Raw genomic sequence first — 21,529 nt, 5'->3', positions numbered from 1 at the left:
TGACGCGACGGCCCTACGGGCCGTCAAAGACTCCGGGCGCTCCGCGCCCTCAAGGGCCTCCGGCCCTGATGCCTCATCACCTTCGGTGATGAGGCTGGGCCTTCGGCCCAAAGGTCCGGCCTCCGGCCGGCCCTTGGCTGGCTACAAGCAAGGGTGACGGGTCATCTGTTCGATTTGCTCTGTCGGGTGTTACTGGTGATCTTGTGTTCATTCTCAATTTCAGTGTCCGCGGTCCAATCCCACCGCTGGTTCGTGCCGCGCAGCGTGGTTCCGCGTCTGACGTATCGTCAATTTCCTGCTCTTCAAGGACCGTTACCTCCTCCGGAGGTACGTTTCCCGGTGGAGCAAGAGAGGTACGGCAAAGGGAGCCGAATTCCACGCGGACAGATGCGGAAAATGCATTCGGTGGCGCAGCATCGTTCCTCCAAATAGGGTTTCCGGCCTTTGGGCGTGTCCGGTATCCGTACTCGATGAAGGATCGACCTCGATAAGGACGGGTACACCGTCTGCCTCCGCCCGATCACCGACGCAAAGTTGAAAATAATGGCCTTCCGATGACTGGAAAGCCACAGTATTTATGCGTCAGCCCTGTGCGAGTTTCACGCGCCGACTCCGATGGAACCCACATATGCGTAAGCCGCATAGTCGGAGTCGAGGTCGGTGATGATGTCGTCCCAGATTTCGTCCAACGTTTCGAGGTCGCGCTTGGCCCAGGCTTCGACCATGTCGTCCCAGACGTAACGGGCTTGTACCGAGCGTTCGCTGAGGTTGGGCCTGCGGTACTGCTCGGGTACCCGTGACTGGTCGACGGGATAGACCTCGATGCGCCGGCCGCGTCCTTCGTTGTCCAGGAGCCGCTTCAGGGCGCCGGAGCGGACGAGGTTGTGCCGGCGCCGCTCCTGGTATGCGCGGTCGACCGCTTCGAGCTTGCGTCGGCTGGGGCGTGCCCCGTTCTGCCAGGAGCGCAGCAGGCGTGCGCTGATGCCGTGTGAGCGCAGGACTTCGCGGCCTGCGCTGCTGGAGAGGTAGCGCAGGCGGGCGGAGAGGCCTCGTTTGGTGGTGACGGGTGAGGTGATTCCGCCTTCGCGGGCGATGCGGTCGAGTTCGGCGGCGAGGGCTTGGGCTCCGCTGATTCCCTGGGCGCCGTGTTTTTGCCACTCGCCCCACAGGTCTGTTGCTCCGGTCATGGCCTACTCCCCCAGTGTGTAAAGGGACTTGGCTTTGACCTGGGCGAGGTCGCGGCCTTCGGGGAACACCTGCTGCCAGTCCCCGGCGATGTGGAGTTCGTCGGTTCCGGAGATTTGAACCACTGTCAGTCCGGCGGTGTGTGCCTTATAGGCTTTCAGCCATAGGTTCGCGAAGGCTTGGGAGCGGATGATGTGCATCCAGTCTGGGCGCCGGATTTCGCGATTCGCGCTGCTTTCGCCGATGGTGGACACGAACTTAGAATACATGGATTTCACGTATTCGGTGGTTAGTTCGTCGTTCTGGGTTGTAGCTTCCCGGCGTACTTCGGTGAGTGCGCGGCGCATTTTTTCGAGGAGTCCTTCGGATGCGCCGGATGTCAGTGATTCGTGAATGACGGGCGCTTCGCAGAACCCGAGTTTTGCGCAGCGCAGCAGGAGGCGGAGGGTGGGTTCGGTGATCCATAGGGGTCCCGGCTCTTTTCGTGCGCCGAGTGGGGAGGGGAGATCTGGTTCGTTCCATGGTGCGGGGGTGACTCGGTGGACTCCGGAGCGCTTGGGGTCGTGCGGGTGGCCCTCGGTGTGGACGAGTTTGCCGATCGGTAGCCACGCTTTGAGTGCGGAGAGGTAGGCCGCGTTCATGTCGAGGACTGTCACCTCGATCGTGACGTGTCCGCTTCGTGCTGCGCGGTACAGGTCCTCGGAGCGCCACTTGGGTCGGCCTTCCCAGATTTGGTCTGCTCCTTTCTGTGAGGTTTTTTTGAGGATGTCGGCGGTGGGGGGGAATTCGGAGTGTTCGTAGCGGCCGCCGACCCGGGAGGCTGCGAAGAGTGCCATCACGTCGGGCACTGCTCGTTTGATGAGCGTGGCCCGCGTTGTCTCCAGGTCTCCTCCGTGCGCGGCGAGTTCCTGTTTGACGCGCTTGCGGATCTGGTCGGCCAGTGGGCCGGCGGGTGCGGTGACGCGTTTTGGTGCGGCCGGTGGGCCGGGCGTTGTGGGTGCCGGGGTTTCGGCCGGCTCGGCGGGAGCGGGTTCGGGCTCTGGGGTCGGGGGGGCTGTGGGTGGCGGGGTGTCGATCGGGATGAGGGTCTGCGTTGCGTGGGTCGTGACCCGGTCGGCGTGCAGTTTCGCCAGGGCGTGTGTGGGCCCTGCGAGGAGGTCGAGTACGGGCATGCCCCAGTGGGCGGCGAGGCGGTCACAGTCCTGGAGGGTCCATGCGGCCCTTCCATGCTGCCTGCGGCTGATCTGGCTTTGCGTCAGCCCGAGGGCTGCTGCGAGGTCTGACTGTTGTTCACCGGTGCGGTGTGCGATGGCGGTGACTGTCACTCGCAGCATTTCTTCGGTGCTCATCGGCATGAACACATACTAATAGGGGATGCGGTTTCCGCATATTCAATGCGAGATTCGCATGCCGTGAGCGGGTGTCGCAACTTTGCCCATCGCTAGACGGAGACGCTGGCGCCCTATGAAGCAATCGCTTCAGTCACGGGCTCCGCGTCGCCGGACGGCAGCCGCAGGGTCAGCAGGCCTCGGCCGCTGGTCCCCTCGATCTCGACCTTTTCCAGGAAAGCGATACGAACGTCTTGGCGCTCTCCAGCCGGTCGACGTCCTGCACGGTCTGCTTGGCCTGCTTGGCAATCATGTGCAGGTCGACCGTGAGGGTTTGTACGCTGCGGCCCAGGAGGCTTCCTCGCCGGGCTGGCACGGTCCTGCGGCCTGGGCAGCGGCGATCACGAGGCTGTAGTCCACGCATCCCTCGTCGCCTGTGCTGCTGACTCCGTTACGATCCATAACATTCTGGATGAAACCATGACCGGTCTCAAGGTGCGCGCCGCGCAGACCGGCGAGTCCCTCCAGGAATACCTCCTCGAGCTCATCACTCCACGAGGCGCAGCAACGCACCCTGTGGGAAACGGCCGAACGCACCCAGCGGTAAGCCCGAGTCCTACGCAAGGAGCACGCTTCCCAGTGACCGTCAGTGTTGACCTGCCCGACCGCATACGCGCTCGCTGCACGGAGCTCGGCGACGGTGTCCTGTATGCGGTCAAGACCCTGGCCCGGCAGTTGGCCGGCGATCCACGCCTCGGCGAGCGCGCCGGCAGGCTCGGCCTGTACGCGGCGACGATCGACAGCGACACCTTCGATGCGTGCCCGCCCCTGATCGTGCGTTACGCCTACGGTCCGCCCCTGCTGGACGTAGACCGGATCGAGATCCGGGACATCGAGGCGACCGGGCCGCTTCCCGACGCCGGCGACGAGCAGGCTCCCGCGGCCATGCCGGATCCCCGCCTGCAGCAGATCGCCGCGCGGCAGGTGACCGAGGCATGGCGGCGGGTCACCAGCTGGCTTGAGCAGCACGCGCCCGCTACCCATGCGGCGCTGCTGCCGGGCGCGTCCACGTACGAGATTGCCGCGCTGGAGCATTCACTTGGGGTGTGTGTATCCGTGGAGCTGCGGGCGTTGTGGCTGCTGTGCGCGGGGGGCAAAGACACCCCGGGGGCGGGTGTGATGCCCGACTACGGCTGGGCGTTGATGCCGCTGGGCACGGTGGCTACGTCCTACCGGTGGCATGGGGAGAACCAGCGGGAGCTAGGAGGCGGGTGGGGCGTTGGCGATGCGATGGTGTGGAAGCCGTCATGGATTCCGTTCTGTTCATGGTCGGTGACCGACACGAGCTATGGCCTGTTCGTCGACGCCGAGACGGGCAAGGTCGGGCACTGGGACGACACGTCCGTGCGGACTGTCGGGGACCAGACGTTGAGCATGCTGCTGGAGGAGACGGCCGACAAGCTGGAGAATCCGCACCTGGCCACCGGCCGCCTGCCGGGGCTGATCGGCGGCAGGCTGGTGTGGGGGCCGCCGCTCGCCGCGGATGAGGCTGCCCTGTGGGAGCGGTTCGCGGGCTGACGTGGGGGCGGACAGGTTGAGGAGATGCAGCCGATCCTGGCCGAGGCGGCTTCGAGCCGGGTGAGGGTGTCGACGGTGGATGGCAACGCTGGAGTCTCCGTACCTCGTCTCCTCGTCCGTCGGAGGCGTGCCGCGTAGGCGTGGGCAAGCTGGCGGCTGGGGAATGCTGTCGTCCCGTCCGACGAACTCGCCTCCGTCGGTAAGCGCCGCTCTGGCAGGTGCGTAGGCCCTTGTCTGGCCTCCCGGCGTCCCTGCGGGTTCTGCCCTGTCCGTCTGCCGTCCCCTTCGCCCGTTGTCCCGCTGTCCTGCTGTCTGCTCAGTCGTCAAAGTGGAGTTCGGGCCGGGTCCAGAGGGTGAGGTCGCTGCTGGTGGCGACCGCCAGGGTCAGGCCGGAGGGCGAGAAGCCGGCTGCGCGGAGTTCTGAGTACTCGGAGTGGAAGACGTGCCACCATGTCCCTCCCGCCGGCCCTGTGTGGGACCCGCCGTCGGCGGAGAGGATGACGCGGTCGTGGGGCCACTCGGGGCTGACGACGTCCAGGGTCCAGCCGTCCGGTGTGGTGCTGTGCAGGCCGCCGCCGAAGAGCCCGGCGATACGCACCGGCCCGCCTTCGACAGGGCCGAGCCCGGGGCAGGTGAGCTCCGGCGACGCGTCCGGAGTGCTGGTGTCGGGGTCTGGGTCCCTGTCGCGGGCGATCTTCTCGCCCGTGACCGCGTCGAAGAGTCCGTGCCCGTCGCTGGACACGACCATGACGAGGTCGTGCCCGCTGTCGGGATGGACGGCGAAGCCGATGCCGAGCAGACCTCCGATGGGGGTCCTGTGGTCCAGCACCGGCTGCCACGGTTGTGGGGCAGGCATGACGGTGGCGGCGATATAGCGCTCGCGCCGCTTCTGCTGGTACTCGGTGGTCAACTCTTCTCCCTTGGGCTGTCTGTGTCGAGGGTCGAGCTCGGATTCCGTGATCTGGTTACTGAGCGTTCGGGTGCCCATGAAGTTGAGCTCGGAGCGAGTGGGCTATTTGGTCTGCCCGGTCAGCCGTTACTCGCTCCTGCTCCGGTCGCCGAAGCAGCTCGAAAATGCCCGGCCCACGATGCTCTGGTTGTAGATCTGCCATGCGCGGAACGATATGGAAGTGCACGTGCGCGAAGCCTTCGGCTTCGGCGAATTGGATGACGTAGGTCTTGGCACAACCAGTCAGGCTCTGGAGAGCCCGGGAAAGCTTGACCTGCCACACCCCTAGGGCAGATGCCTCAGCGTTGGTGAGGTCATGAACCGCGGCAACGTGGCGCCGAGGCAGCAGCACCAGCCAGCCGGGCACTGCGGTGTTGAAGGCGTGGGCCACCCGCCAGTGCTGGTCATATACCACGCACTCGCGTGGTGGGAGGTTGTCGAAATCTGCTTCCTTGCTGCATGTGTAGCAGTCGGGAGTCGTCATGAACTGAGATCGTAGAACTGTCTCTCGAAACGCCTGTCGGCCTCAGTCACCAGTCGCCTGTCACCAGTCACCCAGTCACCCAGTCACCCAGTCACCCAGTCACCCAGTCACGCCAGGAGAACTCTCTTCCGAAAGAGCTGGAACCCGGCACGTCCGATCATCTGGCGCTTGAACATCATGATTCGGTTGACGTGTCCCTCCACGACGCCGGAGTTCCTGGGCAGGGCGAGAGGCCGCCGATGACGACGTCGCGGTCTCGGTCGATGCCTGCGGCGAGGGTATGGAGGCCGGGCAGGTCGTCTCGGCGGACCGCGTCGAGCCACTCAGGGAGCCGGTGGCCCTGGCGCTCGGTGAGAATCTGGGCGAAGGACCGGGCCTGTCCGGTGAGCGCATCCAGATCGGGACAGTGGGCCAAGACGGCCTTGAGGCGGAGCTGTTCCACCTCGGTGAGAGAGTCGGGATGCCTCAGTATCCAGCCGACGACGGTGCGCGGCGATGGCGGGGACGCGGGGAGCGGGACTGCCGAGAGACGCTTGGCGCGGAAGGAGGCGCGAACTCACTGGTAGCTACCGGTGTAGCCGAGTGGCACGATCTCCTCCCATACCTTCCAGGCGTTGGTGCAGCCATGGTTCCAGCGGTCGTCCAGATAAGGCTTGAACTTATCCAAGACCGAGGGGCGGCCCTGCCCCTGGCCGTGGAAGAGGTCTTCCGGGGTGGCAGCGTCAGCGAGGAGCTTGACGGTGCGGTAGGTCGTGCCGAGCCGGCGTTGGATCGCGCGGCGGCTGTGGCCGTCGGCCAGCAGCGCGTGAACGGCGGCTGATTGGCTCTTGTTCCGGTCGGCCGAACCGGTGGCCGGTCGGCACGGGGAGCCAGGTTCGTGGGTTCTGCTCCTGGACCTGCCCGGGTGGCTCGGGCGCCCTGTTCAGTAGACGGCCGCGGTGGTCTGCAACGCACCGCTCGGCGGCTTCGCCAAGGTTGTTCCGCAGATGCCCAGCGATCAGCGACCTGCACCGTCTTGGGCGCCCCAATGGTGGCGCCCTCGGCGAAATACGGCGCCCGGTCCCTACAGGCCACCTCGATGCCTGGCGGCTCGGCCAGCCAAGCCGCCAGGCTCGACGCCTCCCGGTCGGGCAGCAGGTCCGCGGGTCGCCGGGTCTCGACGTCGACCAGTAACGTGCCGTAATGACGGCCTTTGCGAGTCGCGTTCTCATCGACGACGACCACTTGCGGCGCTGGTGAGTCCGGTTCGGGCAGTGCCGCGACCAGGCGCAGCACGGTGCTGCGGCTGACGGACACCTCGAAGACGCTGGCCATCCGTGCACGCGCCCGGCCAGCGAGCGTGAGGCCCACCGCTGCCAGCGTTGATCGCAGGCGCTCGGTCCACTGGCTGTGCAGACAGAGCAGCACCCGCAGCCCCGCGCTAGGCGTCTGGTGGAAACCGCTGGTAGGAGCTTTGGACCCGGGTGGGCCAGCTTCCGCGACCCGGACAGGCCGAGCCGCCCGTAGTACTACAGGCCTCGGTCCGTGCCGTCTTGTTCATCACGCCCACCGCCAGCACCGACACTGTCCGCGGTCGGCGGGAACAGCAGCTCCTCCAGCCGGAGCACCATCTCTTCCACGGACCCGGACTGTCAGCCACTCGAGATCGCCGCTGGTCGATTTCGGGCGACTTCCCGAAGGGCCGCACGACGGCCAACTGTCACTCACCGTGGCGATGTCACGGAATCTGAGCCGGAACTCGTTCTCGTGGACTAAGCCAGGAGGACGGAGTCGGGGCAGTTGTCGGGTGACGGGTTCCGCACTCAGGCACATCGACCTCGGTACCGGGAGCGGCCACCTGCTCAACAGCGCCCCTGTATCAGCCGCCGGTCTCAGCAGGGTCGTGTGCCGAGGTTTTCGGGTCGGTGGCTCTGCTCGCCGTTGCTCCTCCGGCTGTGGTTCGTGATGATGCGTGGGGCAAAGTGGGAGCATGACTACGTTCGCGACGATGCCGTTCCACCTGGAGACTGAGCGGCTGATACTGCGGCCGTGGGCCGAGTCGGACGCCGCTGAGTTCTGCGCCCTCCTCTCCGAACGCGGCAAGGGAACCCCCACGGTTGAGCACATCCGGACGTCCATCGCGGAGCTGCTCACCGCGACGGCGACCACGGGGATCGCCCTGTTGCCCATCCAGCGCCGTGACGAGGGCGACTTCATCGGCTACTGCGGGCTGATCATCGGCCGCTCCACTGTGGAGGAGCCTGAAATCGCGTATGAGCTGTTCCAGCGTGCTCATGGGCGTGGCTATGCCACCGAGGCGGCCGGCGCGGTGCTCGATGCCGCTGCGGCGACCGGGCGGAAGCGGCTGTGGTCGACGGTCGGTGTGTGGAACACGCCGTCGCTCCGTGTCCTTGAGAAGGTCGGGTTCGTGCGGGATCACGTTTCCATGGAGGAGAACGGTGAAGTGGTCTGGCTGACACGCTCGTTGCTGTGACGCGGGAGTGTGCTGCCGGGGCTTCGTGCTCAGGGTGATCGAGTGCGTTGCGGCGGAGCGCCGGGCGTGCCGGGGTCGGTTGGTGGTCCGGGTGCAGGTCGTGATCTTCGTGTCTGGCCTGCGGCTTGTCGGGGGTGGTGGCTGGCTGGCTACGTTGATGTCTCGTGGTTCTGGCACACATTTCGTGAACGCTCCCGAGTTCACGTCGTCGGGCTCGTGCAGACTGCGATCCGTGCCGGTAGCGCGCCTGGCTCCTCACCTCGACGCAGGGCCGGCAAGGTCATTCACGGAATGTGCCCCGAACCTGAGTTTTGACAGCACTCCGGTTCCTGCCAGGGCAACGTCGAGATGTTCCAGGTGAAAGGTGCTGGTCATGCCGCAGATGTAGGGCTGTCTGCGGCGATCCGGCGTGACCACCGTGCTGGCGAGGTGATTCGGGCCTCTAGTCTGGCGCGGTGACGATACCGGACGAGAGGCTCCCGCTCCGCCTGAGCGCGCGTGTGGTGTTGCTGGACGATGCCGATCGCCTGCTGCTCTTCTCCGCCAGGAACCAGACGGACGGCTCTCTGCGCTGGTTCACCGTGGGCGGTGGGCTGGGGCCGGGCGAGACCCATGAGCAGGCGGCCTTGCGCGAGCTGCGGGAGGAGACTGGGTTGGCCAATGTCGACCTGGGCCCCGAAGTCTGGCGCGGGCGTCCTTGGACCACGACCCGAGACGGCATCACTTACGAAGTCCGCCAGCGCTACTACCTGGCCCGGGTGCCTTCCTTCACGGTCGACACCTCTGGGTTCGAGGAAGTGGAGAGAGCCGCCATCACAGGACACCGATGGTGGACCGCCGAGGAACTGGCCACCACGACGGACTTGCTGAGACCGGCGGGGCTTCCATCGCTGCTCGGTGCACTCATAGCGGACGGCTCACCAGCTCGGCCGATCACCGTTGCCGGCTAGGCAACGGACCGCGGAAGGCACATCTTCCAATGCACGGGGCTGGGCCAGAACTCGTTCACCAATCCGGGGCCTTGCAGTCTTCGATCGGTGCAGGTGGCGCGCCTCGCTCCTCACCCTGACGCAGGACCATGAATATCGTTCGCGGAATGTGTGCCAGAACCTGTCTCGTGACAGCACTTGTGCGCGAGTTCCGGGCGGCTGCCGGTGATCAGCTCACTCCGGATTGTTGACGAGAATTGGGTTCTGGCACAGCTCTTGGGGAGCGGTCGCCGAAGGTGACGATGTTGTTCGATTGAGAGGGTGGCCGTGAACCCCGACTGCCGGACTCAAACGCTCACCTCGTAGCCTCCGCACATGCTTGATGATCCGTTCCAGTGCCGCTGTGTCCTCTGTCATGACTACGGTGACCGGGACGAAGCGGACCGCGTGGATCTGACGATCATCGAGAATGTGCAGCAGCACGGATGGCACGTCGTGATGGTCCCCGAGGACGACATCGGTCCTGGATGCGCCTACACGATCGGCCTCGCGCACACTCACGGCGCGCCTGAACTCGCCATGTTCGGACTCGATATCCATGCCATGCACCGCATGCTCAACAGCCTCGGAGCGAAGTCCGCCGCGAGCTCTGTACTGACTGATGGCCAGAGGCATCCTGACGTTGTCGACGGTCACCAAGTCGCGCTCAGACAGGTCGATCTTCGCTGGTACCGGACCTTCTTCGGGCAGGCCATCGGATTCTACCGGCGGCCTCCTTTCCCTGTGCTGCAAGTTGCGTGGCCCGACGCGGATGGCCGCTTCCACTGGGAGGAACAGGCTGAGGAGAGGTATCGGGAGTCGCAGCCTCAGTTGTGGCTGCCACCGGCTGAGCACCCTGTCGGGGTCTGGTCGACCGAACTGTGACCCCGTGCCGACCAGCGATGGAGCAACACCGTCGCGAAAGCTACTGAAGCAAGATCATTTCTGTGGGCGCTGCAGCGCCGGCGCGCTCGGACAGCGGTCGGCCCAGCTGCGGCCAGTGGTCGTGTCGTGGTGGCTGAGGGCCCTCGTGTGGACCTGGGCGGGGGTTTGGGGGCGGCAGGGTGGCGGGCCGCGGAGGTCCTACTGTGCTGGGGAGGAAGGCCGCTCTCGCGTGGAGTGCTTCCAGTGGGGCTCGGCCGGGGCCGTGAGGATCTCCGGGTTCCGGTAGGGGGCGTAGCGCCGCACCGTCTGGTTGGGCACATCGTTCGTTCGAGCCGGGGGGAGGTGGCGCCGGCTGACCGGGCCGGTGCCGGTCGACGGTGTCCGCGACGGCGGCGTGGTGGGGGCGGGTTGGCATTCGTACGGGTAATGGTGTGAGCCGGGCGGGGGCAAAGGTGTGGAAGATGGTGGAATTGGTGCACTGATCGGTCTTTGCCTGCCGTGGCCGCGGCACTGAAGGGCCATGGAAGGTGAGGTGACCGCGGTGGTGGAGTCCTCGTCCGGTACCCAGGGCGATGCGGGGGCCGTGGAGGCGGGTGGCTACCGGCAGGAGTTGAAGCGGACGCTCGGCTCCTTCCAGGTGTTCGCGATCTCGTTCGCGTTCATCTCGGTGGCGGTGGGTATCTTCGCGACATTCGACGAGGTGCTGCTGACTGCCGGGCCGGTCGGGATCTGGTTGTGGATCGTCGCTGCGGTGGGTCAGACGCTGGTGGCGCTGGTGGTCGCGCAGTTCGCGGCCCGTATCCCGCTCAGCGGTTCCTCGTATCAATGGGCCTCGCGGCTGGCCAGTCCGAAGATCGGCTGGTGGTTCGGCTGGCTGACCTTCTGTTACCTGGCGATCGGTGTGGTGGCGGTGGACAATGCGCTGGCGAGCCAGGCGTTCATGCCGCTCGCCGGGGTTGAGCCGGACGAGGGCACCGCGCGTCTGATCACACTCGTGGTGCTGCTGGTCCAGACCGTGCTGGCCGTGGCCTCCACACGTATCGTCAGCCTGATCAACAGTGTCGCGGTGGGGCTCGAGCTGGCGCTGGTCGTGGTGGTGGCGGTCGCACTTGTCATCGCTGTGGCGGTCACGGGCGACGGCTCGGTGGGCAACCTCACCTCGCGCGGTGTCGTCGAGGACGCTCCCGACTACTTCGCGGTCGGCGGCGGGTTGATGCTTGCGATGATCATGGGGCTCGCGACACTCGTCGGTTTCGACTCGGCGGCGAATCTGGCCGAGGAGGCCAAGGATCCGTTCCGCACGGTTCCCCGCGCGATCGTGGGATCGGTGGTGGCGGCCGGTGTCCTTGGAATGCTGTTCCTGATCACGCTGACGGTCGCTATCGACGACATCCCCCGTGTCAGCGCCGACGGGTCGCCGGTCGCTGCGATCATGCGTGACCACCTCGGTCCGGTGACGGAGAAGATCCTGCTGACCGCCATCACCGTCGCGTTCTTCGGCGCCGGGATCGTGGTGATGGTCGCGTGCTCGCGCCTCGTCTTCGCCATGGCGCGCGACGGGCGTTTTCCTGCCCACCGCCTGATGCGGCGGGTGAACCCCCGTACGAGGACGCCGATCCCGGCAACGGTGCTGGTCTTCGTCCTCGGTCTCGTCCTGATGATCGCGCTGCCGGGGTCCGCGCTGCTGGAGCTGGTCACTGCATCGACGATCCTGCCCGCGGTGACCTACGGTTCCACGATCGTGCTCTACCTGGCGGTACGCGGGCGCCTGAGCCGTAAGAAGGGTGCTTTCGATCTCGGACGGTTCGAGCTGCCGGTCGCGGTCTGCGCCCTGGTATGGACACTCATCGCGTTGTTCGTGCTGGTGGCCCCCGAAGAGGCGTTCGTCTCCGTCGTGATCGTCGTGGGCCTCCTGTTCCTGGGCGGCCTGTTCTTCATCGTGATGCTGAGGCTCAACCGCCAGGTCCTGGAGACGGAACCGGGTGAGGGAGACTCCTTCACCGACACCACCGACCCCGCCGGCCTCAAGGACTGACACCGGGAAGCGCCGCCTCTCCCCGGAACGGCCTGCCGGACTCTGTTCGCGCGGCTCGGTGGCTTTGTCCACGAGAACGGGTTCTGGCTCAGATTTCGTGCAGCAGCGACTGAGGGTTGCGAGCCGGGAGGCGGCTGCGTCGGTGGTCGGGGCTGGATTTGATACGAGTGCCGTCCGTACGGGGCCAGTTCCGGGTAGACGGTCAGTAACGCCGACGGCGGCGTCGGAGAGGCTCTGTCCGGGCCGCCGCCTCGAGAGGCGCGAGGCCCTCCAGGAGCCGTCGGTAGGCGTCCGGGTCCCGCTCGAAGTCCGTCCCGGCCGCGAGGGCGGCCCGGTCGGTGTCCTGCCCCCGGAGCAGGTCGACCGATGCCTGCGCGAACCGCTCCCACAGGCCGTGCCGTTCGGCGTCGGCCAGCAGCCGGCGCAGCTCGATGACCGCCGCCTCGGCGTCGGCCCGGGCGGCCGGTCCGGCCTGGAGCCTGTTCCGCAGCCCGGCGGCGGGGGCCGCCTCCCTAAGCAGCGGGCGCAGCCGGTTCGCGAGGTCCCGGGCGTCCGCCGCCGCCCTGTGTGGCTGCGGCCCGGCCTCCCGCAGAACCCAAAGGGAGCGGACCAGTTCGGGGTCAGGTGCCGCGTCGAGCGACCCGTGGCGCCCGGCGTCCCGCACCGCGTCCACCGCCCGCGCGTAGTCCTCGGCTGCCCACCTGGCAGCCTGGGCCAGCCGGGTCGCGCGACGCACGAGCCGCGCCTCCACGCCAAGGACCCGGGGGAGGGCGCGGAGGTTGCCGCCGACCAGCCCGATCAGGATGAGCAGTACCCCCAGTAGCAGGAGGGTGTCCGAGGTGGTGAAGTCCTCCTCCGAGAAGGCTTCGAAATCGTACAGGTCCCCCCGGTTCGGCCCTTTCGTGAACATGAACCCGGACGCCCAGCCGTAGCCCCGGCTGTCCGGGTAGTTCGGCGCCTTGAGGCTGTCGCTCCGGCCGGCGTCGCAGTGGTACGGCCCCTCCCGCGTCTTCTTCTCGTACGGGTCGCTCCACCGGACCCGGCAGGTGCCGTCAGCCTTCTCATCGACCACCGCCATGTCGATCTGGCGCGTCGCGGGCAGCTCCGGCCCCGACTCGATCGCGTACAGCCCCGCCGAGCACGCGAAGAGCATGAAACCGGCCGTCAGAACCCAGCGAAAGAAAGGTATGTGCTTCATGTCGTCATCCCCCACCGTCAGCCTCGCACGGCGCCTGCAGGTGAGCTAGAGGCCAGCTCCGGCAGCGTGTCTCCGCCGTCCCTGCCCGGGTCCGGCAGGGCGCCGCGTCCGGTCCGCCTCGCTGGCCCTGTCCTGACCTACTGAGCCTGGCCGTCCCTTACGCCGACCACTGCGACTTTCGCGACAGTGGCTGCCGCACCACATGCGCACCAGATAGGGCAGGGAACATCGGTCAACCACGGTCACAACGGCAAGCCGCCATTAGCCACAGACAGGACCGTTGTCACAGGTCAAGCAGGCTTCAGGTACCCAAGTCCCCGTGATTCCCAAACTCAGAGCGCGAGTTCGATTCTCGTCACCCGCTCCATGAAGAACCCCCAGGGCCAGCGGCCGGGGGCTTCCCTATCGTCTGGGCCGGCTAAGCGTCGCGCACCACAGAACCTGCCTGCCCCTGCGCAATTTCCCGTCTTCTGCGGTGTAGGAACTGCACGCTCCCGGCGGCATCGCTCAACAATCTCGCGAGCAGTTCTCAGATTGCGCGTAGAGGCGTCGGGCGAACGAGCCTAGGGATGTTCCGTAACTGACGGTCTCGTCGCCACTGATGTTCACCGCGACGACACTGCCGGCCTCGGCCGCGTCGAGGTCGACGATGTAGGGGCCCCCGCTCGACCCGACGCCCATGACGCAGGGGATCCGCAGCAGGGCACTACCGCGGTAGTCACGCCCACTGTCGCCTTCGCAGTGCAGGAGCCGGTTCGTGTACGGGTAGCCGAAGAAGTGGGTGCGCGTACCCGATTCAGCCGTGAACGAGATCCGCTGGACGCCGGTCACTTCGGAAATGGTCCGTCCGTCGTCGCCTGGGTTCATCTCCAGCACGGCGACGTCCAGGCCCTCGTCCTGCCACTCCTCGGCCATCCGCACCCGGCGCACAGTGAAGCCGCCGTAGGGGCTCTTGCCGTCGTGGTAGCCAGGCACGAAGTAGAGCTGCTGGTCCCACGTCGCCGACCGGGCGGGCTCTCCGGCCTCCGATGTTCTGACGCAGTGCGCGGCGGTTATCACCGTGTGCGGGTGCCGACCACAGTCGCCGTGCAGGCGCCCAAGTCGCCTCCTGCGTTCTGGGCATACAGGCGGCCGACAGTACGGGCGGTGACACCGCCCTCCGTCCATTCGGGCTGCACGTGGTCGCCAATGGCGTCTTCGTGGGCCACGTCCGCGATGCCCGTGCCGGTCCAGTACGTCTCCACCAGCCTGCGATCCTGTTTCGTGACCGCTGCGTCATGAAAAACGATCTCCGGCCCGGCCGTCGACACACCAACACTCCTGTGGCTGTGGCCGATCGTTCCTAGCGTGATCAGTACAACCGCGACCGCACCGGCCCACGCGAGTCTCTTCCCCCTGCCGCTGCCCAGCAGATTCATCGGTCTGTCCGCACCAGCCACAAAAACCCCGCAGGTCAAGAAGTCAAGCCCCTGATCCCCGTGACCTGGCGGCTGACGGATCTTGCACCACCAGCCCATCCCCAAGCAAGGGCTTCACAAGTTCGCCCACCGTCGCCCCGGCACGAGAAGACTGCATCTATGAACAGCACGAGTAAGGGTGTCCTGGCTCTGCACACGAGAACGGGTTCTGGATCAATTTCTGTGGTCGATTACGTTGCGTGATCCTTCAGGGGGCAGCCAAGATGCCGGCCAGCAGCGTCATCCTGGTGGTGTCGCACAATGAGCGGATGACGTATACGGAGGATGCGGCCACCGCACACGCCTGGGCGGCCCTGGGGGGCCGGAGCCGACTGGTTCAGAGCGTGTCCTTCGAGGGGGCGGGTGCTGTCCTGCCGTCGCGTCTGCCGGTGAGGGAACTGGCGCGGGCCAGCGTCGGAGTGGCCTCGCTGGCAGCGGCGGAACTGCTGGCGCTGCGCAACCGCGTGCCGGTGCCCGCAGTGCGGGTGAACGAGGCGGCGGTGGCCACCGCGTTCGTCAGCGAACGCCACCTGCGAATCGCCGGCCGGGCCCCGACGTCTTTCGCCCCGCTGTCCGGGTTCTGGCAGGCGGCCGACGGCTGGGTTCGCACCCACGCCAACTACCCGCACCATCGTGCCCGGCTGCTCAGCGCCCTGGATATCGCAGACACAGGAGGGGACCAGGTGCTGGTGGGTGTGCTCTCGAAGGAGCTGGCATCGCGACCGGCCGGGGAGGTCCAGGAGAGCGTCTACGCGGCGGGCGGCCTTGCCGTGGCCGTGGCTTCCGCGCCCGCTGCGGCCGGACCCGCCCTGGTCGAGACGCGGCACGTGGGTCAGAGCAGCCCTCGACTGCTGGCGCCCGCATCCGTACCGGCCCAGGACGTGCGGGTCCTGGACCTGACCCGCGTCCTCGCCGGCCCCGTCGCCACACGCACACTGGCGCTGCTGGGCGCCGACGTGCTGCGCGTGGACGCCCCCCAACTCCCCGAGGACCCAGATACTCACACCGACACCGGCATGGGTAAACGCTCCACGTTGCTGGACCTCAGCAGCCCCGGTGACCGGCACGCCTTCGAGGACCTTCTCAGCCAGGCGGACGTCGTGGTGACCGGCTACCGCCCCGGCTCCCTGGACCGGCACGGACTGACCCCAGACGTGCTCATGGACCGGTACCCGGGTCTCATCGTGGCCCAACTGTGTGCCTGGGGGTGGTCCGGCACCTGGGCCGAGCGTCGCGGCTTCGACAGCCTGGTCCAAGCCGGTACCGGTATCGCCGCAATCGAGGCCACGGCCGACGGCCGCCCCGGTGTGCTGCCCGCACAGGCGCTGGACCACGGAACCGGGTACCTGCTCGCCGCCGCCGTCCTACGTGCACTGAGCGACCGTCAGACCACTGGCGGCGGACGGCATCTTCGCCTTTCCCTGGCAGGAACGGCCTCCTGGCTGCTGCACGATATCCACCCCACCTCCGGGCAGGGCGAAGCCGACCTCTACGACCCCAGATCCTGGCTCACCGAGACCGAATCGCCCTACGGTCTGCTGCGTCATGCCCTGGCCCCGGTCCACTACGACGGCGCACCCGCGAACTGGAACCGTGCCCCGACCCGGTGGGGTACCGATCTGCCGAACTGGGCCTGAACGGGAGCAAGAGGCACGGCCGAGCCGTTGTGGCTTTTGGTCTCACCTTGGCTGGACCCCCTTCACGCCAGGAGGACCCGTTTCCGGAGGAGTGAGAAGCCGGCTCGGCCGTACATCTGACGCTTGATCATTTTGATCCGGTTGACATGGCCTTCGACGATCCCCGAGTTCCAGGGCAGGGTGAGACCCGCGATGACGGCGTCGAGATCACGTTCAAGGCCGTTGACGAAGGTGTGCATGCTGGGCAAGTCGTCGGTTCGGACCGCCGCCATCCATTCGCGGAGTCGACCACCCTGGAGCTGAGTGAGCATCTGGGCGAAGGCACGAACATGCCTGGTCAAAGCGTCCAGTCCCAGCGGCACAGGCCAGGCGCGGGGCGCGGCGGGGCCGGGCGGGGCGGGGCGGTACGGGGCAGGACGGGGCGGTACGACCAGCGCACCAGTCCCCTGCGAAGCCACCGGCCGGATCGCCGGCGTCCATGACTGGCCTCTTGGCCCGTTGAGCCGAACCGGCCCCGGAGCGGGGGCTGTAGCCGGTGTCAGTAGCCGATGGCTTCTCGCAGGAGCAGCACGGTGCCGCGTCCCGGGCGGGGTTCCGCGTTGAGGATGAGCAGGCGGTTGACGGCGCTGGGCATCCCGTACGCCGCCTGGGCGCGGGCGTTCTCCAGCGGCAGTGCGTGCTCTTGGACGCGGCGCAGCGCGGTACTGAGGTCGGGTACCACTTTCTGCGCGCCGATGATCCAGACCGCGTGGGCGGCGCCGCCCGCGTTGGCGGGGAGTTGGCTGCCGCTGCCCGAGGCGAGGACGAGTGAGCCGGTCTCGGTGACCGCGGCGACGCTGTTGATGACGAAGTCGGGGACGGCGGCCAGCTTTCGGATCTCGTCGGCGCCGGTGGCCCGGTCGATGGTGAGGATGCGTGGCCTGATGGCGTCGTAGTGGCCGCCGGCGTTGATGTCTTCGTCGATGCCCGACAGCCGGAGGGTTTCGCTGGCTCCGGTGAGCACGCTGGCGCCCTCGGGGACCAGGGCCTTGATGCGGATGCGCGCGGATGCGGCGTCGTCGAGGATCTCGACGGTGAAGCCGCCTGTGCGCAGCGCGGCGGCTGCCCGGTTGAGTTGTTCGGCAGGTGCCGGGGCGGTGAAGGATGCGGCCGGGGCCAGGGTGGCCGGGGCCAGGGTGGTCGGAGCCGGGGTGGTCGGAGCCGGGGTGGTCGGGGTGGCTGTCGTGTCTGCCGGGGGTGTCGTGGTGTCTGCCGGGGTGGTCGTGGGGTCCTGGGTGGTGTGGGGCGCCGTGCCTGCCAGCGGGGAGGTGTCGAGGTACCTGACTTCGTACACGCGCTCGGTGAACTTCCAGCCCTCGAGGGTGCGTTGGTAGCGGTCGTGGTAGACGGCGTAGTTCAGGCCCTGGCGTCCGTCGAGGGTGCGCGCGAGTTCCTGGATGTAGGCGCGGCCGGTCGCGGTGTCGCCGTCGAGCAGGACCGTGCCGGGGTGTGTGGTCTGCACGAAGAAGTCCCACTGGTCCTGCAGCCGCTCGCCCCCGGTGCGGATCTCCTCGCGGCCGACCAGCTCGATGGGGATGTTGGGCATGCGCAGGGCACCGTCCGGTGTGAACAGCGACGCCAGGCGGGTCCGGTCGCGCATCATCGCCGCGTCGGTGAACTCGCCGCGCAGTGCCTCGATCTCGACACGGTCCGCGATGGTCTGGAAGGCGTTCATCGGCCTCTCCCTCTCCCTCTCGTTGTCGTCCTCACCGGTACGACACGACAGCCGTCGGGAATGTGAGGCGGCGCGTCGGCCTCACATTGCGCAGGGCTGTCCTGTCGTACCGGGTAGAGGCACAGAACCGAGCGAGGAAGAGGGCCGAGCATGACCACCAGAGCCGGGTTGGGCGACGACCGGAGCGATCCGAACCTCAGCGCGATCATGAGCGAGCGGCGCCGGCTGATCAACCTCGCCTACCGGCTCCGGGGGTCCCTTGCCGACGCCGAGGACGTCGTGCAGGAGACCTACGCCCGCTGGTACGCCATGTCCGTACCCGAGCAGCGGGCCATCGAGTCGCCCGGCGCCTGGATGATGACGGTCACCGGCCGGATCTGTCTGAACCTGCTCGGCTCGGCACGGGCCAGGCGGGAGAACTACGTGGGCGAGTGGATCCCGGAACCGCTGCCCGGGCCCACCGGGTCGGTCACCGGGCGCCCGGGGGCCAGCTCGATCGACCCGGCCGACCGGGTCACCCTCGACGAGTCGGTGACGATGGCGTTCCTGGTCGTCCTGGATTCGATGACCCCCGCCGAGCGCGTCGCGTTCGTCCTGCACGACGTCTTCCGCTACCCCTTCGGCGAGGTCGCCGAGATCGTCGGCCGCACTCCGGCGGCGTGCCGCCAGCTGGCCTCGTCCGCCCGCCGCCGCATCCGTACCGCGCAAAGCCCACAGAGCCCACAGAACCCGAACGGCCCGGGTGCCGGGCGGGCCGGCATCGTCAGGCAGTTCAAAACGGCGTGGGAGGCCAAGGACATCGACGCCCTGATCGGCCTGCTCGATCCCGACGCCACCGCGACCGCCGACGGCGGCGGGCTGGCCGTCACCCATCTCCACCCGATCGTGGGCGGTGAGCAGATCGCACGTGCCTACGCCGAGATCGCGCGTGTAACGGGCGACCGCACAACATTCCTGGAATGCTCGGTCAACGGCCTGCCCGGCTTGATGGCCCGGCAGGACGGCAGCATCGTGACCGTGTTCGCGTTCGAGATCACAGGCGACCGGATCAGGCACATCTGGGCGGTACGCAACCCCGAAAAGCTCCACCCCTGGCAGAACAACTAAGCCACTCCAACCCCGACCCCGGCAAAGCAGCTGAGCCGCTCCGACCCCGGCAAAGCGGAAGCGGTCCCTGTACCGAGGCAAGCACACCGGCCACGCAGTCCTCGCCACCCCGGCCGACCTCACCGTGGCATCCGTCAACGGCCGCCGCGCCGGCCGCCCCGGCACCCACACCATGGAGCGGACCGCATGAGCGACCACAACCCGGCCGCCCCCGACTGGATCCGCGGCATCACCGTCCGACAGCCGTGGACGACCTGCAACCTCACCGGCGACAAGACAGTCGAGAACCGCCCCCGCCACTGGTCATGGCGCGGCTGGCTACTCCTGCACAGCAGCCAGCGCATCGACTCCCCCGCGCTCCGGGACACCCTGGTAGCCCGCGCGATCCGCGGACGCGGCCTGCACACGGGATCGGTCCTCGGCGTTGCCCGCCTCGCCGAATCTCGTCGCGCCGCTCAGTCTGCAGGGGTACCACTGGGCCATCGACTTCACCAAGCGCGACGGGGTCCAGCACAGCGACGAGCCACTCATCGTCTGCGGCTTCGTTCCCATGCAGGGCGACGGCGCCTGGAACGCGAACCGGCGCACCGTCCCTGGCACCGGCGTCCACCAACCCCTGGGAGGACGGCACCCCGCTGCCCGTCGACCAGCTCGCCCCCGCCCTCACCCGCGAGCCGACCGTGGTACACACTCACGTCACCGTCGGCGGCCAGGAACCCTTCGACGCCCTCACCCTCTACCCGGCCGGCGCCCTGCCCGGTTTCTGCCGCCTGTCGGTCGACCCCGACGGCAACAACGGGGTCCTGAACCCGCCGCCCGAGCACTGGCCCGGCGCCGCGATTGTCCGCGGTGCCTCCCTCGCGCGGCTGGTGCCCGGAGGCGAGGGCGAGGCCAGGGACGCGGAGACCGGCGGTGTGTGCGCGGGCCGCCTGACGGCGCCCTACGAGGGCGCCCGTCCCGATACCACCGAGGCTCGTGGCGGACGATCAGGGCATCGACTCGGGCGCCGCGAGTGCGGAGGAAGCCGCCGTGCATGTGGTGGACGACGACCTCCCGGAGGCGGAGGAGGGCGAAGCCCCGGGCGCCGTCGGCTGACGGGGTGGGGCTGTGCGCGTGACCGTGACACCGACGAGCCCCGAGAGCATCCGCCGGTGCTCGGGGCTCGTCCACCGCCCGGTCGCCCGCCGGGGCGCTGCCTCAGTTCACCTGGGCGCTGTCGCCGTCGCCGGTCGCGTCACCACCTGTGTCGTTGCCGCCGACCTCATCGCGGCCGTCAGCACCGGCGTCGCCGCCGCCATTGTCGTCCGCGCCGCCGTCGGCACCCGCGCCGCCGTCCTCCGCTCCGCCCGCGCCGCTGTCGTCACCGGCGCCGCCGTTGTCCGCGCCGTCGCCGGCACCGTTGCCGTCGCCGATCTGGGCACCGACGGCTTCGAGAGCGGTGGTGACCGGCTGGAAGAACGTCTCGCCGCCCCCAGTGCAGTCACCGCTGCCGCCCGACGTGAGGCCGACCGCAGTGCCGTCCGCAGTGAAGAGTGCTCCACCGCTGTCGCCCGGTTCGGCACACACGTTGGTCTGGATCAGACCGGACACCGTGCCTTCGGGGTAATTCACCGTGGCGTCGAGGCCAGTGACCTGGCCGTCGTTCAGGCCGGTCGTGCTGCCCATCCGGATGACGTCCTGGCCCACCGCCGCGTCGGCCGCCTGGGTGATCGCGACCGTCTGTCCGTCGCCGGTGTCCACCGCGCTCGGGGCTTCGGTCCCGGGGTCGTCGTACGTCACGAGTGCGAAGTCGCCCTCGCCGGGGAACACCGCTTCCTGGACCGTGCCGATCGGCTGGCCGCCGGCCTCCTCCGACCACTGCTCGGCCGCGACGCCGCAGTGGCCCGCGGTCAGGAAGCCCGGACTGCCGTCCTGGGTGGTCACGTTGAAGCCGAGTGAGCAGCGTGCGCCACCGCCGAAGATGGCGTCGCCGCCTTCGGCGAAGGTCCTGAACTCGCCTGTGGACCTCTTGATCCGGGCCACGCCGGGCCCGAGATCCGCCACCGCCGATTCGAGCTTGTCCCAGCGCTCACCGGCCACTGTGCGGTCGGCCGTGACGAGGACCTGGTTGGTCCTCGGGTCCAGTGCCCAGGAGGTACCCGGGACGGTGGCCTTCCGGGACAGCGTGTCCTTGGCCGCGGTCAGCTTCACGGCGCTGTTCTGGACGCTTCTCGGCACCGCGCCGGCCTTCTTGACCTGCACGTTGATGTCGTTGTCGTCGCCCACGACGTTCACGACGAGCTGCTGCTTGCCGGCGTCGTAGTACGCACCGCCGTAGGAGTCGCCGAGCTGCCTTACGAGCTGCTGGAGGAGCTCCGAGGCGGAAGCCGCGCTCATGGTCCGGGGCGCCATCGCGCCGGACCGGGCGCCGTCCTGCCCGGCGTACGCCTGGGGGAGCAGGATGGCGGCCGCGGCAATGCCGACCGCTGCGGCTCCCGCCAGAACGGCCTTCCGCTTGGTTATTCGCCTGTGACTCAACTCGTCGCCTCCTG

At 67.9% G+C, this 21,529-nt stretch carries 17 protein-coding genes and 3 pseudogenes; 9 read left to right on the top strand and 11 right to left on the bottom strand.

Annotated features, from left to right (window positions below; genetic code table 11):
• Positions 1–599 precede the first annotated feature (599 nt).
• Both OG257_RS37165 and OG257_RS37160 read right to left on the bottom strand, forming a co-directional pair.
• Positions 600–1,187, bottom strand: a complete 588-nt coding sequence (locus OG257_RS37165) for a hypothetical protein (RefSeq protein WP_329203799.1) — start codon at positions 1,185–1,187, stop codon at positions 600–602.
• A 3-nt stretch (positions 1,188–1,190) separates the two neighbouring features.
• Positions 1,191–2,540 (bottom strand): helix-turn-helix domain-containing protein, encoded by a 1,350-nt coding sequence (locus tag OG257_RS37160; RefSeq protein ID WP_329203801.1) that lies wholly within the window; start codon positions 2,538–2,540, stop codon positions 1,191–1,193.
• 612 nt (positions 2,541–3,152) lie between these two features.
• Here OG257_RS37160 and OG257_RS37155 point away from each other — a divergent pair.
• Positions 3,153–4,091, top strand: a complete 939-nt coding sequence (locus OG257_RS37155) for an SMI1/KNR4 family protein (protein WP_329203803.1) — start codon at positions 3,153–3,155, stop codon at positions 4,089–4,091.
• Between the two features lie 316 nt (positions 4,092–4,407).
• Here OG257_RS37155 and OG257_RS37150 read toward each other — a convergent pair whose 3' ends face one another.
• The 3 genes and pseudogenes from OG257_RS37150 to OG257_RS37325 form a co-directional block, all read right to left on the bottom strand.
• Positions 4,408–5,001, bottom strand: coding sequence for a hypothetical protein (locus tag OG257_RS37150; RefSeq protein ID WP_329203805.1), 594 nt, complete (start codon positions 4,999–5,001; stop codon positions 4,408–4,410).
• A gap of 55 nt (positions 5,002–5,056) precedes the next feature.
• Positions 5,057–5,524 (bottom strand): HIT family protein, encoded by a 468-nt coding sequence (locus tag OG257_RS37145; protein WP_329203807.1) that lies wholly within the window; start codon positions 5,522–5,524, stop codon positions 5,057–5,059.
• Between the two features lie 116 nt (positions 5,525–5,640).
• A pseudogene (locus OG257_RS37325) lies at positions 5,641–6,838 on the bottom strand (hypothetical protein); the annotation flags it as partial.
• A 655-nt stretch (positions 6,839–7,493) separates the two neighbouring features.
• Between OG257_RS37325 and OG257_RS37130 the strand changes: the two are divergent.
• From OG257_RS37130 to OG257_RS37115, 4 genes are all read left to right on the top strand, one after another.
• On the top strand, positions 7,494–7,997 hold the full coding sequence (locus OG257_RS37130; protein WP_329203809.1) for a GNAT family N-acetyltransferase: 504 nt from the start codon (positions 7,494–7,496) through the stop codon (positions 7,995–7,997).
• 455 nt (positions 7,998–8,452) lie between these two features.
• Positions 8,453–8,947 (top strand): NUDIX hydrolase, encoded by a 495-nt coding sequence (locus OG257_RS37125; RefSeq protein ID WP_329203811.1) that lies wholly within the window; start codon positions 8,453–8,455, stop codon positions 8,945–8,947.
• 354 nt (positions 8,948–9,301) lie between these two features.
• On the top strand, positions 9,302–9,850 hold the full coding sequence (locus tag OG257_RS37120) for a DUF4262 domain-containing protein (protein WP_329203813.1): 549 nt from the start codon (positions 9,302–9,304) through the stop codon (positions 9,848–9,850).
• Between the two features lie 520 nt (positions 9,851–10,370).
• The gene (locus tag OG257_RS37115) at positions 10,371–11,885 is read left to right on the top strand and encodes an APC family permease (RefSeq protein ID WP_329203815.1); all 1,515 of its coding nucleotides are present in this window, start codon (positions 10,371–10,373) and stop codon (positions 11,883–11,885) included.
• A 202-nt stretch (positions 11,886–12,087) separates the two neighbouring features.
• Here OG257_RS37115 and OG257_RS37110 read toward each other — a convergent pair whose 3' ends face one another.
• From OG257_RS37110 to OG257_RS37100, 3 genes are all read right to left on the bottom strand, one after another.
• Positions 12,088–13,083, bottom strand: coding sequence for a hypothetical protein (locus OG257_RS37110; RefSeq protein ID WP_329203817.1), 996 nt, complete (start codon positions 13,081–13,083; stop codon positions 12,088–12,090).
• A 507-nt stretch (positions 13,084–13,590) separates the two neighbouring features.
• Positions 13,591–14,142, bottom strand: a complete 552-nt coding sequence (locus OG257_RS37105; RefSeq protein ID WP_329203819.1) for a trypsin-like serine peptidase — start codon at positions 14,140–14,142, stop codon at positions 13,591–13,593.
• A complete protein-coding gene (locus OG257_RS37100) occupies positions 14,139–14,393 on the bottom strand; it encodes a hypothetical protein (protein ID WP_329203821.1) in 255 nt (84 codons plus the stop codon). The genes OG257_RS37105 and OG257_RS37100 overlap by 4 nt, the downstream gene beginning before the upstream one ends.
• Positions 14,394–14,959: 566 nt before the next feature.
• Between OG257_RS37100 and OG257_RS37095 the strand changes: the two genes are divergently transcribed.
• Positions 14,960–16,177 carry a CoA transferase gene (locus OG257_RS37095; protein ID WP_329214832.1) on the top strand — a complete coding sequence of 406 codons (1,218 nt, stop codon included), beginning with the start codon at positions 14,960–14,962 and terminating at the stop codon, positions 16,175–16,177.
• A gap of 62 nt (positions 16,178–16,239) precedes the next feature.
• On the opposite strand, the pseudogene OG257_RS37090 reads toward OG257_RS37095, so the two are convergent.
• Positions 16,240–16,527: pseudogene (locus OG257_RS37090) on the bottom strand (transposase); the annotation flags it as partial.
• Between the two features lie 188 nt (positions 16,528–16,715).
• The gene (locus OG257_RS37085) at positions 16,716–17,891 is read right to left on the bottom strand and encodes an LUD domain-containing protein (protein WP_329203823.1); all 1,176 of its coding nucleotides are present in this window, start codon (positions 17,889–17,891) and stop codon (positions 16,716–16,718) included.
• Positions 17,892–18,041: 150 nt separating this feature from the next.
• Between OG257_RS37085 and sigJ the strand changes: the two genes are divergently transcribed.
• The 3 genes and pseudogenes from sigJ to OG257_RS37320 all read left to right on the top strand — a co-directional run bounded on the left by sigJ (position 18,042) and on the right by OG257_RS37320 (position 20,093).
• Positions 18,042–18,998 (top strand): RNA polymerase sigma factor SigJ, encoded by a 957-nt coding sequence (gene sigJ / locus OG257_RS37080; RefSeq protein WP_329203825.1) that lies wholly within the window; start codon positions 18,042–18,044, stop codon positions 18,996–18,998.
• A gap of 186 nt (positions 18,999–19,184) precedes the next feature.
• A pseudogene (locus tag OG257_RS37075) lies at positions 19,185–19,439 on the top strand (hypothetical protein); the annotation flags it as partial.
• Positions 19,440–19,973: 534 nt separating this feature from the next.
• A complete protein-coding gene (locus tag OG257_RS37320; RefSeq protein WP_443054541.1) occupies positions 19,974–20,093 on the top strand; it encodes a DUF5709 domain-containing protein in 120 nt (39 codons plus the stop codon).
• Positions 20,094–20,195: 102 nt separating this feature from the next.
• On the opposite strand, the gene OG257_RS37065 is transcribed toward OG257_RS37320, so the two are convergent.
• Complete coding sequence (locus tag OG257_RS37065) at positions 20,196–21,515, bottom strand: S1 family peptidase (protein ID WP_329214830.1); 1,320 nt, start codon at positions 21,513–21,515, stop codon at positions 20,196–20,198.
• Positions 21,516–21,529: the final 14 nt, after the last annotated feature.

Origin of the sequence: Streptomyces sp. NBC_00683, from assembly GCF_036226745.1 — a bacterium.
In the GTDB taxonomy this organism is placed as follows: Bacteria; Actinomycetota; Actinomycetes; order Streptomycetales; family Streptomycetaceae; genus Streptomyces.
The sequence above is the reverse complement of the archived record's forward strand: the minus strand, read 5'-3'. Positions and strand labels throughout refer to the sequence as shown.